The organism is Streptomyces sp. NPDC056296 (genome assembly GCF_042268605.1).
Lineage (GTDB): Bacteria > Actinomycetota > Actinomycetes > Streptomycetales > Streptomycetaceae > Streptomyces.
Genome location: NZ_JBHJRX010000001.1, coordinates 193,453 through 207,696, shown reverse-complemented (window position 1 = coordinate 207,696; position 14,244 = coordinate 193,453). Strand labels below are relative to the sequence as shown.

Here is a 14,244-nt window from a genome sequence, read left to right as displayed (position 1 = left end):
ATCCGAGGCATGGATCCACGGCGAAGAGGGCAGTATCACGGTGCGTTGAGGGCGAGGCCTTGCCGCAGGTGGTGAGAACAACGAGGAGCGAACACGGTCATCGAGACCCGCACTGGACATCAGTGTGCCATGTGGCTACACTGACCCTTTGCGCTGCCTGTTAGTTGCCCCCTGCCCGTCACCAGGGGTCTGCCCTCGCCCGAGCACCGACGACCAGAGCATGCCTGACCTGGCTTTACAGCCACATCAGGCGCCCCCTGTCTTCGTGCACGGAAGAGGGGCCGGTACGCGCGTAGTGAGTCCGAGCCCTCGGAAGGACCCCCTCTTGGCCGCCTCGCGCAATGCCTCGACCGCGAATACGAACAACGCTGCCAGCACCGCCCCGCTGCGCATCTCCTTTGCAAAGATCAAGGAGCCCCTCGAGGTTCCGAACCTTCTCGCGCTGCAAACCGAGAGCTTCGACTGGCTGCTCGGCAACGACGCGTGGAAGGCTCGCGTCGAGTCGGCTCTGGAGTCCGGTCAGGACGTCCCCACCAAGTCCGGTCTGGAAGAGATCTTCGAGGAGATCTCGCCGATCGAGGACTTCTCCGGGTCGATGTCGCTGACGTTCCGCGACCACCGTTTCGAGCCCCCCAAGAACAGCATCGACGAGTGCAAGGACCGCGACTTCACGTACGCGGCCCCGCTCTTCGTCACCGCCGAGTTCACCAACAACGAGACCGGCGAGATCAAGTCCCAGACGGTCTTCATGGGCGACTTCCCGCTCATGACCAACAAGGGCACCTTCGTCATCAACGGCACCGAGCGTGTCGTGGTGTCGCAGCTGGTCCGTTCGCCGGGTGTCTACTTCGACTCCTCCATCGACAAGACGTCCGACAAGGACATCTTCTCCGCCAAGATCATCCCGTCCCGGGGGGCCTGGCTGGAGATGGAGATCGACAAGCGCGACATGGTCGGTGTGCGCATCGACCGCAAGCGCAAGCAGTCCGTGACCGTCCTCCTCAAGGCCCTCGGTTGGACCACCGAGCAGATCCTCGAGGAGTTCGGCGAGTACGAGTCCATGCGCGCCACTCTGGAGAAGGACCACACCCAGGGCCAGGACGACGCGCTGCTCGACATCTACCGCAAGCTGCGTCCGGGCGAGCCCCCCACGCGTGAGGCCGCGCAGACGCTTCTGGAGAACCTGTACTTCAACCCGAAGCGCTACGACCTCGCCAAGGTCGGCCGCTACAAGGTCAACAAGAAGCTCGGCGCGGACGAGCCGCTGGACGCCGGCGTGCTCACCACCGACGACGTCATCGCCACCATCAAGTACCTGGTGAAGCTGCACGCCGGTGAGACCGAGACGGTCGGCGAGTCGGGCCGGGAGATCGTCGTCGAGACCGACGACATCGACCACTTCGGCAACCGCCGCATCCGCAACGTCGGCGAGCTGATCCAGAACCAGGTCCGTACGGGTCTCGCCCGTATGGAGCGCGTCGTGCGCGAGCGCATGACCACCCAGGACGTCGAGGCGATCACGCCGCAGACCCTGATCAACATCCGGCCGGTCGTCGCCTCCATCAAGGAGTTCTTCGGCACCAGCCAGCTGTCCCAGTTCATGGACCAGAACAACCCGCTGTCGGGGCTGACGCACAAGCGTCGTCTGAACGCCCTCGGCCCGGGTGGTCTCTCCCGTGAGCGGGCCGGCTTCGAGGTCCGCGACGTTCACCCGTCGCACTACGGCCGCATGTGCCCGATCGAGACGCCCGAAGGCCCGAACATCGGTCTGATCGGCTCGCTCGCCTCGTACGGCCGGATCAACCCGTTCGGTTTCATCGAGACGCCTTACCGCAAGGTCGTCGACGGCCAGGTCACGGACGACGTGGACTACCTGACCGCCGACGAGGAGGACCGCTTCGTCATCGCGCAGGCCAACGCCACGCTCAACGACGACATGCGCTTCTCCGAGGCCCGCGTCCTGGTCCGCCGCCGTGGCGGAGAGGTCGACTACGTCCCCGGTGACGACGTCGACTACATGGACGTCTCGCCGCGCCAGATGGTGTCGGTCGCGACCGCCATGATCCCGTTCCTCGAGCACGACGACGCCAACCGTGCCCTCATGGGCGCGAACATGATGCGTCAGGCGGTGCCGCTCATCAAGAGCGAGTCCCCGCTGGTCGGCACCGGCATGGAGTACCGCTCCGCCGCCGACGCCGGCGACGTGGTCAAGTCGGAGAAGGCGGGTGTGGTCCAGGAGGTCTCCGCGGACTACATCACCACCACCAACGACGACGGCACGTACATCACGTACCGCCTGGCCAAGTTCTCCCGGTCCAACCAGGGAACCTCGGTCAACCAGAAGGTCATCGTCGCCGAGGGCGACCGGATCATCGAGGGCCAGGTCCTGGCCGACGGTCCGGCCACCGAGAACGGCGAGATGGCGCTCGGCAAGAACCTGCTGGTCGCGTTCATGCCGTGGGAGGGTCACAACTACGAGGACGCGATCATCCTGTCGCAGCGCCTCGTGCAGGACGACGTCCTCTCCTCGATCCACATCGAGGAGCACGAGGTCGACGCCCGTGACACCAAGCTCGGCCCCGAGGAGATCACCCGGGACATCCCGAACGTCTCCGAGGAGGTCCTCGCCGACCTCGACGAGCGCGGCATCATCCGCATCGGTGCCGAGGTCGTCGCCGGCGACATCCTCGTCGGCAAGGTCACGCCCAAGGGTGAGACCGAGCTGACGCCGGAAGAGCGCCTGCTCCGCGCGATCTTCGGTGAGAAGGCCCGTGAGGTCCGTGACACCTCGCTGAAGGTGCCGCACGGCGAGATCGGCAAGGTCATCGGCGTCCGCGTCTTCGACCGCGAAGAGGGCGACGAGCTTCCCCCCGGTGTGAACCAGCTGGTGCGCGTCTACGTCGCGCAGAAGCGCAAGATCACCGACGGTGACAAGCTCGCCGGCCGTCACGGCAACAAGGGCGTCATCTCCAAGATCAACCCGATCGAGGACATGCCGTTCCTGGAGGACGGCACCCCGGTCGACATCATCCTCAACCCGCTGGGTGTCCCGTCCCGAATGAACCCGGGACAGGTCCTGGAGATCCACCTCGGCTGGCTCGCCAGCCGCGGCTGGGACGTCTCCGGCCTCGCGGAGGAGTGGGCCGAGCGCCTCCAGGCCATCGGCGCCGACAAGGTCGAGCCCGGCACCAACGTCGCCACCCCCGTCTTCGACGGTGCGCGTGAGGACGAGCTGGCCGGTCTGCTCCAGCACACCATCCCGAACCGCGACGGCGAGCGCATGGTGCTCCCGTCCGGCAAGGCGAGGCTGTTCGACGGCCGCTCCGGCGAGCCGTTCCCGGAGCCGATCTCCGTCGGCTTCATGTACATCCTCAAGCTCCACCACCTGGTCGACGACAAGCTGCACGCCCGGTCGACCGGTCCGTACTCGATGATCACCCAGCAGCCGCTGGGTGGTAAGGCCCAGTTCGGTGGCCAGCGCTTCGGTGAGATGGAGGTGTGGGCGCTGGAGGCTTACGGCGCCGCGTACGCCCTCCAGGAGCTGCTGACCATCAAGTCCGACGACGTGACCGGCCGCGTGAAGGTCTACGAGGCCATCGTCAAGGGCGAGAACATCCCAGAGCCCGGCATCCCCGAGTCCTTCAAGGTGCTCATCAAGGAGATGCAGTCCCTGTGCCTCAACGTGGAGGTGCTGTCCTCGGACGGCATGTCCATCGAGATGCGTGACACCGACGAGGACGTCTTCCGCGCTGCGGAGGAGCTCGGCATCGACCTGTCCCGGCGCGAGCCGAGCAGCGTCGAAGAGGTCTGACGGGAGTCCGGTCCGGAGGTTCAGCGACGAAGATCCCTGAGCCTCCGGCCGGCCCCAGGACCCCCGTTTCAGACCCCAAGACTTACAACCCTGAGAGGGATTGACGCATAGTGCTCGACGTCAACTTCTTCGACGAGCTCCGGATCGGTCTGGCCACCGCTGACGACATCCGTCAGTGGAGCCACGGCGAGGTCAAGAAGCCCGAGACGATCAACTACCGCACGCTCAAGCCCGAGAAGGACGGACTCTTCTGCGAGAAGATCTTCGGTCCGACCCGGGACTGGGAGTGCTACTGCGGCAAGTACAAGCGCGTCCGCTTCAAGGGCATCATCTGTGAGCGCTGTGGCGTCGAGGTCACGCGCGCCAAGGTGCGCCGTGAGCGGATGGGCCACATCGAGCTCGCCGCCCCCGTCACCCACATCTGGTACTTCAAGGGCGTCCCGTCGCGCCTGGGCTACCTGCTGGACCTGGCGCCGAAGGACCTCGAGAAGGTCATCTACTTCGCGGCGTACATGATCACGTACGTCGACGAGGAGCGCCGCACCCGCGACCTGCCCTCGCTGGAGGCCCACGTCTCCGTCGAGCGCCAGCAGGTCGAGCAGCGCCGCGACTCGGACCTGGAGGCCCGGGCCAAGAAGCTCGAGACCGACCTGGCCGAGCTGGAGGCCGAGGGTGCCAAGGCCGACGTGCGCCGCAAGGTGCGCGAGGGTGCCGAGCGTGAGATGAAGCAGCTGCGCGACCGTGCGCAGCGCGAGATCGACCGCCTCGACGAGGTGTGGAACCGGTTCAAGAACCTCAAGGTCCAGGACCTGGAGGGCGACGAGCTGCTCTACCGCGAGCTGCGCGACCGCTTCGGCACCTACTTCGACGGCTCCATGGGTGCCGCTGCCCTGCAGAAGCGCCTGGAGTCCTTCGACCTCGACGAGGAGGCCGAGCGCCTCCGCGAGATCATCCGTACCGGCAAGGGCCAGAAGAAGACCCGTGCGCTCAAGCGCCTCAAGGTCGTCTCCGCGTTCCTGCAGACCAGCAACAGCCCCAAGGGCATGGTGCTCGACTGCGTGCCGGTCATTCCGCCGGACCTGCGTCCGATGGTGCAGCTGGACGGTGGCCGCTTCGCGACCTCCGACCTGAACGACCTGTACCGCCGCGTGATCAACCGCAACAACCGCCTGAAGCGCCTTCTCGACCTCGGTGCGCCCGAGATCATCGTGAACAACGAGAAGCGCATGCTCCAGGAGGCCGTGGACGCCCTCTTCGACAACGGTCGTCGTGGTCGCCCGGTCACCGGTCCGGGTAACCGCCCGCTGAAGTCCCTGAGCGACATGCTCAAGGGCAAGCAGGGCCGTTTCCGTCAGAACCTGCTCGGTAAGCGAGTCGACTACTCGGCGCGTTCCGTCATCGTCGTCGGCCCGCAGCTGAAGCTGCACCAGTGCGGTCTGCCCAAGGCCATGGCGCTGGAGCTCTTCAAGCCGTTCGTGATGAAGCGCCTGGTCGACCTGAACCACGCGCAGAACATCAAGAGCGCCAAGCGCATGGTCGAGCGCGGCCGCACGGTCGTGTACGACGTCCTTGAAGAGGTCATCGCGGAGCACCCGGTTCTGCTGAACCGTGCGCCCACGCTGCACCGCCTCGGCATCCAGGCCTTCGAGCCGCAGCTGGTCGAGGGCAAGGCCATCCAGATCCACCCGCTCGTCTGCACCGCGTTCAACGCGGACTTCGACGGTGACCAGATGGCCGTGCACCTGCCGCTGTCCGCGGAGGCGCAGGCCGAGGCCCGCATCCTGATGCTGTCCTCGAACAACATCCTGAAGCCGGCCGACGGCCGTCCGGTGACGATGCCGACCCAGGACATGGTCCTCGGTCTGTTCTTCCTCACCACCGACGGCGAGGGCCGCGACCTCAAGGGTGAGGGCCGTGCCTTCGGTTCCGCCGCCGAGGCGATCATGGCGTTCGACGCGGGCGACCTGTCCCTCCAGTCGAAGGTCGACATCCGCTTCCCGGTGGGCACCATCCCGCCCCGCGGCTGGGAGCCCCCGGCCCGCGAGGAGGGTGAGCCGGAGTGGCAGCAGGGTGACACCTTCACCCTGAAGACCACGCTGGGCCGCGCGCTCTTCAACGAGCTGCTGCCCGAGGACTACCCCTTCGTCGACTACGAGGTCGGCAAGAAGCAGCTCTCCGAGATCGTCAACGACCTCGCCGAGCGGTACCCGAAGGTCATCGTGGCGGCGACGCTCGACAACCTGAAGGCGGCCGGCTTCTTCTGGGCGACCCGTTCCGGCGTCACCGTGGCCATCTCCGACGTCGTCGTTCCCGAGGCGAAGAAGGAGATTGTCAAGGGCTACGAGGCGCAGGACGAGAAGGTCCAGAAGCAGTACGAGCGCGGTCTGATCACCAAGGACGAGCGCACGCAGGAGCTCATCGCGATCTGGACCAAGGCGACCAACGAGGTCGCCGAGGCGATGAACGACAACTTCCCGAAGACCAACCCGATCTTCATGATGGTGAACTCGGGCGCACGAGGCAACATGATGCAGATGCGTCAGATCGCCGGTATGCGTGGTCTGGTGTCGAACGCGAAGAACGAGACGATCCCGCGTCCCATCAAGGCCTCCTTCCGTGAGGGCCTGTCCGTGCTGGAGTACTTCATCTCCACGCACGGTGCCCGTAAGGGTCTGGCGGACACCGCTCTGCGTACCGCCGACTCGGGTTACCTCACGCGTCGTCTGGTCGACGTCTCCCAGGACGTCATCATTCGCGAGGAGGACTGCGGCACCGAGCGCGGCCTCAAGCTGCCGATCGCCTCGCGCGACGCGGACGGGACGCTGCGCAAGACCGAGGACGTCGAGACCAGCGTCTACGCCCGCATGCTCGCCGAGGACGTCGTCATCGACGGCAAGGTGATCGCGCCGGCCAACGTCGACCTCGGTGACGTCCTGATCGACGCCCTGGTCGCCCACGGCGTCGAGGAGGTCAAGACCCGTTCGATCCTGACCTGCGAGTCCCAGGTCGGCACCTGCGCCATGTGCTACGGCCGCTCGCTGGCCACCGGCAAGCTGGTCGACATCGGTGAGGCGGTCGGCATCATCGCCGCCCAGTCCATCGGTGAGCCCGGTACCCAGCTGACGATGCGTACCTTCCACACCGGTGGTGTGGCCGGTGACGACATCACCCAGGGTCTGCCGCGTGTCGTCGAGCTCTTCGAGGCCCGTACCCCGAAGGGTGTCGCCCCGATCTCCGAGGCCTCCGGCCGCGTGCGGATCGAGGAGACCGAGAAGACCAAGAAGCTCGTCGTCACCCCGGACGACGGCAGCGACGAGACGGCGTTCCCGATCTCGAAGCGTGCCCGTCTCCTGGTCGGCGAGGGCGATCACGTCGAGGTGGGCCAGAAGCTCACCGTGGGTGCCACCAACCCGCACGACGTGCTGCGCATCCTGGGTCAGCGTGCCGTCCAGGTCCACCTGGTCGGCGAGGTCCAGAAGGTCTACAACTCGCAGGGCGTGTCGATCCACGACAAGCACATCGAGATCATCATCCGGCAGATGCTGCGCCGCGTGACGATCATCGAGTCCGGCGACGCCGAGCTGCTGCCCGGCGAGCTGGTCGAGCGTACGAAGTTCGAGACCGAGAACCGTCGTGTGGTCCAGGAGGGCGGTCACCCGGCCTCCGGTCGTCCGCAGCTGATGGGTATCACCAAGGCCTCGCTGGCGACGGAGTCCTGGCTGTCGGCCGCCTCCTTCCAGGAGACGACCCGAGTCCTGACGGATGCGGCGATCAACGCCAAGTCCGACAGCCTCATCGGCCTCAAGGAGAACGTCATCATCGGTAAGCTCATCCCGGCCGGTACGGGTCTGTCCCGCTACCGCAACATCCGGGTCGAGCCGACCGAGGAGGCCAAGGCCGCGATGTACTCGGCCGTCGGCTACGACGACATCGACTACTCGCCGTTCGGCACGGGCTCCGGCCAGGCCGTTCCGCTGGAGGACTACGACTACGGTCCGTACAACCAGTAAGCGAGCTGTCGCTTGATCGCATGAAGGGCGGTCACCCCCACGGGGTGGCCGCCCTTCGGCGTGTGTGCGGGGAGGGCTATGGCACGCCCAGCTCGAAGATGACGTAGTGGGCGTACCAGCCGGAGGCGAGCGCGGCGGTGGAGAAGAAGACCACCAGGCTCGGGAGCTTCAGGCGGCTGAGGGCCGCGGCGGGGGCGAGGAGCAGGGGGAAGGCGGGCAGCAGGTAGCGCATCGTGTTGCCGAACATCTGCTGGGTGCCGAGGACCGTGATGATGGTCGCCAGGGTGTACGCGACGAGCACCAGCGGGGGCTTCTTGCGCAGCATCAGGGCGATGAGGAAGGGCAGCGCCTGGACCAGCTGGAGGGAGAGCAGGTCCGGGGTGGAGAAGGCGAAGTGGTAGTCGCCCTTGCCCACCGCGAGGTTGCGCAGCACGTCCAGGGTGTAGGCGCCGTAGTCGAAGAAGTGCGCCCAGCCCTCGCGCTGGAGCGTGAAGTACGCCGTGGCCTCGCCGGTGCGGTAGCCGACCCAGGCGATGTAGGAGAGCAGGCCCAGGGGCGCCACGATCATGGCGTAGACCGGGCCGCGTACCCCGTGCTCGCGCCGGCCGGCCGGACGGGCGAGCGTCACCAGCGCGGCGAGTCCCACGGCGCCTATGAGCACGGCGGACGTGGGGCGGTTCAGGCCCGCGGTGAAGGCGAGCAGCCCGGCCGTCACCCAGCGGCCGGTCATCACGGCGTAGCAGGCCCAGACGGCGATGGCGACGAACAGGGACTCGGAGTACACCGCCCACTCGACGCCCGCACCCGGGGCCACGGCCCACAGCCCCGCGGCGACGGTGCCCGCGCGGGCTCCGGCGACGAGGCGGACCACGGCGAAGATGCCCGCCGCCGCGACGAACGACGAGACGACGGAGACGAGGATGCCGGAGCCGTACAGGCCGAGGCCCGTGGTCTCCGAGACCATGCGGATCAGCGCCGGGTAGAGCGGGAAGAAGGCGACGGAGTTCTGCTGGACGGTGAACAGGCCGTCGCCGCCGAGCCGCACCAGGGAGGGGCTGTAGCCGTGCTCGGCGACCTGGAGGTACCACCAGCCGTCCCAGGTGGCCAGGACGTCCCACCAGTGGGCGCCGCCGCCGAAGCGCGGGTTCTTCCCCTTGTAGTCGCCGGCGTACTCCAGCAGGGAGGCGAAGACCGCGAGGCCGACGAGCTTCGTGACGCCGTAGAGGACGAGCGCGGGCAGGTAGGGGCGGGCGCCGTCGGGCAACGTCGGACGCCATGTACGCCGGGTAAGCCAGGTCCGCCAGGAGCGTTCCAGGCGGTCGTCGGGCTGCCCGTCCGGTGCGCCGCGCGATCCGTCGGTCACCGTGTCGTCGGCAGCCGTGTCCATGGCTGTCATCCCCCTCAGTCCACCCTCAACCGTCAATTGCTGCCATAAGATCGCACAAGAGTCGCACATCTGTGCTCGATGTTCGGGGGAGGGGAGGGGAGGCGCGGTGCCCGAGGGACGGGACGAGGAACTGCACGAACCGATCGTGCTGTCGGTCGTCATTCCGATGTACAACGAGGAAGAGGTCCTGCCCGCGCTGGTCAGCAGGCTGCGGCCGGTCCTGACGGAGCTGGGCGTCCCCCACGAGGTCGTGGCGGTGGACGACGGCAGCGGCGACCGTACGGCGGAACTGCTCGCCGCCTTCCGGCTGGGCTGGCCGGAACTGCGCGTGGTCGCGCTGCGGCGCAACTCCGGCCACCAGGCCGCCCTCACCGCCGGCCTGGACCGGGCGTCCGGGGCCTACGTGGTGAGCCTGGACGCCGACCTCCAGGACCCGCCGGAGAAGATCCCCGACATGCTGGCGCTGGCCCGCGCGGAGGGGCTCGACATCGTGTACGGCGTCCGTGCCGACCGCAGCAGCGACACCGGGTTCAAGCGCTGGAGCGCGGGCCTCTACTACCGCCTCATGCGGCGCCTGGCGGGCCCGTCGGTCCCCGCGCAGGCCGGCGACTTCCGGCTGCTCAGCCGGGCCGCGGTGGATGCCCTGAAGGCCCTGCCGGACCAGCAGCGGGTCTACCGGCTCCTCGTGCCCTGGCTGGGCTTCCCGAGCGGGCGGGTGACGTACGAGCGCGCTCCGCGCACCGCGGGCCGCACCAAGTATCCGCTGGGCCGGATGATCCGCCTCGCGGTCGACAGCGTCACCGGCTTCTCCGCGGCCCCGCTGCGGCTGGCCACCTGGCTGGGCGCCGGCGCCTTCGTGGTCTGCCTGGCGCTGCTCGTCTACACCCTCACCGCCTTCGCACTGGGCCGCACGGTGCCGGGCTGGACGTCGCTCTTCACCGGCATCGTCTTCATCGGCGCGGTGCAACTGATCTGCGTGGGCCTGCTCGGCGAGTACGTCGGCCGCATATACACGGCCGTGCAGAACCGTCCGACGTACTTCGTCCGCGACGACACGGCGGCATCGGCGGCACCGGCTGCACCGGCGGCACCGGCTGCACCGGCTGCACCGGCTGCACCGGCTGCACCGGTGTCACCGACTGCATCGGCCGCACCGCCTGCATCGGCGGCACGGGCCGCACCGGCCCGGGGCACCGCCCCCGCCCCGGACGCCGTCCCGGACGGGCTTTCGGACCGACGGGCCGAGCCCGCCGCCGACGCCGCCACGGATCGGCCGCAGCGTTCCGCCGAGCCCGCCGCCGCCGACGGTCACGGCGACCCGGACGGCCTCGCGTCCGACGCGAGCGGTGCGTCCTGCGTGTCCGAGGCGTCCGGCGCGTCCGCGTGTGGTTCCGTCGGCCCGCCGGAACCACGGGCGGCCGCCGCGCCCGCCCCCGGCGGGGCGCGCGTTCCGGTCCCGCGGGCCTGAGGCGCCTGGGCCTGCGGGCCCGACGCGCTGGGGCCCACGGGCCTGAGACGCCGGGGCCCGCGGGCCTGACGCGCCGGGACGGCGGTGAGTCACCGCGTAGGTGCTCCCAGGGGCGTGGAGGCGCCGTGTGCGGGTCGGGAGGAAACGGGGCGAGCCGGGTGCCGCTGCCGGTCCCGCGCATTTGTTTTGACCGCAGCGAATGCGATAGGTACGCTCAGACCTTGTGCCTGGGGTGTGCCCTGGCCCTCGTGCGTGCCTTCAACCGCAGTGAGGGTCGTGACCGGCCACCGCAATCCGCGCTTTCCTCCGCCTCGCGGCAGGGGTTCGCGGCTTCGACACACCCGACCGCGTGGGTCGGAGACGTTCCAGGTTAGCTTCACCATTCGGCACACAGAAACCGGAGAAGTAGTGCCTACGATCCAGCAGCTGGTCCGGAAGGGCCGGCAGGACAAGGTCGAGAAGAACAAGACGCCCGCACTCGAGGGTTCGCCCCAGCGTCGTGGCGTCTGCACGCGTGTGTTCACGACCACCCCGAAGAAGCCGAACTCGGCCCTGCGTAAGGTCGCGCGTGTGCGTCTGACCAGCGGGATCGAGGTCACCGCTTACATTCCGGGTGAGGGGCACAACCTGCAGGAGCACTCCATCGTGCTCGTGCGCGGCGGCCGTGTGAAGGACCTGCCGGGTGTTCGCTACAAGATCATCCGCGGTTCGCTTGACACCCAGGGTGTGAAGAACCGCAAGCAGGCCCGCAGCCGCTACGGCGCCAAGAAGGAGAAGTAAGAATGCCTCGTAAGGGCCCCGCCCCGAAGCGCCCGGTCATCATCGACCCGGTCTACGGTTCTCCTCTGGTGACCTCCCTGATCAACAAGGTGCTGCTGAACGGCAAGCGCTCCACCGCCGAGCGCATCGTCTACGGCGCCATGGAGGGTCTGCGCGAGAAGACCGGTAACGACCCGGTCATCACGCTGAAGCGCGCTCTCGAGAACATCAAGCCGACCCTCGAGGTCAAGTCCCGCCGTGTCGGTGGTGCGACGTACCAGGTGCCGATCGAGGTCAAGCCCGGTCGGGCCAACACCCTCGCGCTGCGCTGGCTGGTCGGTTACTCCCGCGCCCGTCGCGAGAAGACCATGACCGAGCGTCTGCTCAACGAGCTCCTCGACGCCTCCAACGGCCTCGGTGCCGCTGTGAAGAAGCGCGAGGACACGCACAAGATGGCCGAGTCCAACAAGGCCTTCGCGCACTACCGCTGGTAGTCGCTACCCACATCGAGACCGAGAGAAGACTGAAGCCTTATGGCTACCACTTCACTTGACCTGGCCAAGGTCCGCAACATCGGGATCATGGCCCACATCGACGCGGGCAAGACGACCACCACCGAGCGGATCCTGTTCTACACCGGCGTTTCGTACAAGATCGGTGAGGTCCACGACGGCGCCGCCACGATGGACTGGATGGAGCAGGAGCAGGAGCGTGGCATCACGATCACGTCTGCTGCGACCACCTGTCACTGGCCGCTCGAGGACAACGACTACACGATCAACATCATCGACACCCCGGGGCACGTCGACTTCACCGTTGAGGTGGAGCGCTCCCTGCGTGTGCTCGACGGTGCCGTGACCGTGTTCGACGGTGTCGCCGGTGTCGAGCCGCAGTCCGAGACGGTGTGGCGTCAGGCCGACCGTTACGGCGTGCCGCGTATCTGCTTCGTGAACAAGCTGGACCGTACCGGCGCCGAGTTCCACCGCTGCGTGGAGATGATCTCGGACCGTCTGGGCGCCCAGCCGCTCGTCATGCAGCTCCCGATCGGTGCCGAGGCCGACTTCAAGGGCGTCGTGGACCTGGTCCGCATGAAGGCGCTCGTGTGGTCCGCCGAGGCCGCCAAGGGCGAGATGTACGACACCGTCGACATCCCGGCCACGCACACCGAGGCCGCCGAGGAGTGGCGCGGCAAGCTGGTCGAGGGCGTGGCGGAGAACGACGAAGAGATCATGGAGCTGTTCCTGGAGGGCCAGGAGCCCACCGAGGAGCAGCTGTACGCCGCGATCCGTCGCATCACCATCGCCTCCGGCAAGTCCGAGGACACCACGGTCACCCCGGTGTTCTGCGGCACCGCGTTCAAGAACAAGGGCGTCCAGCCCCTGCTCGACGCGGTCGTGCGCTACCTGCCGACCCCGCTCGACGTCGAGGCCATCGAGGGCCACGACGTCAAGGACCCCGAGGTCGTCGTCAAGCGCAAGCCGTCCGAGGACGAGCCGCTCGCCGCGCTCGCCTTCAAGATCATGAGCGACCCGCACCTCGGCAAGCTCACCTTCGTCCGGGTCTACTCGGGCCGCCTGGTGTCCGGCACTGCCGTGCTGAACCCCGTCAAGGGCAAGAAGGAGCGCATCGGCAAGATCTACCGCATGCACGCCAACAAGCGTGAGGAGATCGAGTCGGTGGGCGCCGGTGACATCGTCGCCGTCATGGGCCTGAAGCAGACCACCACCGGTGAGACGCTGTCCGACGACAAGAACCCGGTGATCCTGGAGTCCATGGACTTCCCGGCGCCGGTCATCCAGGTCGCCATCGAGCCCAAGTCGAAGGGCGACCAGGAGAAGCTCGGCGTCGCGATCCAGCGCCTGGCCGAGGAGGACCCCTCCTTCCAGGTTCACTCCGACGAGGAGACCGGCCAGACCATCATCGGTGGTATGGGCGAGCTGCACCTCGAGGTGCTGGTCGACCGTATGCGCCGTGAGTTCAAGGTCGAGGCCAACGTCGGCAAGCCGCAGGTCGCGTACCGTGAGACGATCCGCAAGACCGTCGAGCGCGTGGACTACACCCACAAGAAGCAGACCGGTGGTACCGGTCAGTTCGCCAAGGTGCAGATCGCGATCGAGCCGATCGTGGACGGCGACGCCTCGTACGAGTTCGTGAACAAGGTCACCGGTGGCCGTATCCCGCGGGAGTACATCCCGTCGGTGGACGCCGGTGCGCAGGAGGCCATGCAGTTCGGCATCCTGGCCGGCTACGAGATGACGGGCGTCCGCGTCACGCTCATCGACGGTGGCTACCACGAGGTCGACTCCTCCGAGCTCGCCTTCAAGATCGCCGGTTCGCAGGCGTTCAAGGAAGCCGCGCGCAAGGCTTCGCCCGTGCTCCTGGAGCCGATGATGGCCGTCGAGGTCACCACGCCCGAGGACTACATGGGTGAGGTCATCGGCGACATCAACTCCCGCCGTGGCCAGATCCAGGCCATGGAGGAGCGGATGGGTGCCCGCGTCGTGAAGGGCCTCGTGCCCCTCTCGGAGATGTTCGGCTATGTCGGCGACCTCCGCAGCAAGACGTCGGGTCGCGCAAGCTACTCGATGCAGTTCGACTCCTACGCCGAGGTTCCCCGGAACGTCGCCGAGGAGATCATCGCGAAGGCCAAGGGCGAGTAACGGACTACTCCGTTTAACGGACCCCGTTCTCACGCTTTAGGCTTGACCCCGGAGCCTGCATGGGGCATTCCGTCGTGAACCCGGCGGAATGCCCCCGGCACCCGGGCTTTCCAGCAAAGATCACCTGGCGCCGATGAGTAAGGCGTACA

At 67.5% G+C, this 14,244-nt stretch carries 6 protein-coding genes and 1 pseudogene; 6 read left to right on the top strand and 1 reads right to left on the bottom strand.

Features of this window, described 5'->3' with window-relative positions:
- Window positions 1–325 precede the first annotated feature (325 nt).
- Together rpoB and ACFCZF_RS00995 are read left to right on the top strand one after the other, a co-directional pair.
- Window positions 326–3,811 carry a DNA-directed RNA polymerase subunit beta gene (rpoB, locus tag ACFCZF_RS01000; RefSeq protein ID WP_375913378.1) on the top strand — a complete coding sequence of 1,162 codons (3,486 nt, stop codon included), beginning with the start codon at window positions 326–328 and terminating at the stop codon, window positions 3,809–3,811.
- Window positions 3,812–3,921: 110 nt separating this feature from the next.
- On the top strand, window positions 3,922–7,821 hold the full coding sequence (locus ACFCZF_RS00995; protein WP_376669840.1) for a DNA-directed RNA polymerase subunit beta': 3,900 nt from the start codon (window positions 3,922–3,924) through the stop codon (window positions 7,819–7,821).
- Window positions 7,822–7,897: 76 nt separating this feature from the next.
- Here ACFCZF_RS00995 and ACFCZF_RS00990 read toward each other — a convergent pair whose 3' ends face one another.
- A complete protein-coding gene (locus ACFCZF_RS00990; RefSeq protein ID WP_376669939.1) occupies window positions 7,898–9,208 on the bottom strand; it encodes a hypothetical protein in 1,311 nt (436 codons plus the stop codon).
- Window positions 9,209–9,314: 106 nt separating this feature from the next.
- On the opposite strand from ACFCZF_RS00990, the pseudogene ACFCZF_RS00985 reads away from it, so the two are divergent.
- The 4 genes and pseudogenes from ACFCZF_RS00985 to fusA all read left to right on the top strand — a co-directional run.
- Window positions 9,315–10,316, top strand: a pseudogene (locus ACFCZF_RS00985) (glycosyltransferase family 2 protein); the annotation flags it as partial.
- Window positions 10,317–11,084: 768 nt separating this feature from the next.
- Entirely contained in the window at window positions 11,085–11,456 is a 372-nt protein-coding gene (rpsL, locus tag ACFCZF_RS00980; RefSeq protein WP_003948652.1) for a 30S ribosomal protein S12, read from the top strand.
- Window positions 11,457–11,458: 2 nt separating this feature from the next.
- Window positions 11,459–11,929 (top strand): 30S ribosomal protein S7, encoded by a 471-nt coding sequence (gene rpsG, locus ACFCZF_RS00975; protein ID WP_003974303.1) that lies wholly within the window; start codon window positions 11,459–11,461, stop codon window positions 11,927–11,929.
- A gap of 39 nt (window positions 11,930–11,968) precedes the next feature.
- Window positions 11,969–14,095 carry an elongation factor G gene (gene fusA / locus ACFCZF_RS00970; protein WP_375913385.1) on the top strand — a complete coding sequence of 709 codons (2,127 nt, stop codon included), beginning with the start codon at window positions 11,969–11,971 and terminating at the stop codon, window positions 14,093–14,095.
- The last annotated feature ends 149 nt before the right edge of the window (window positions 14,096–14,244 follow it).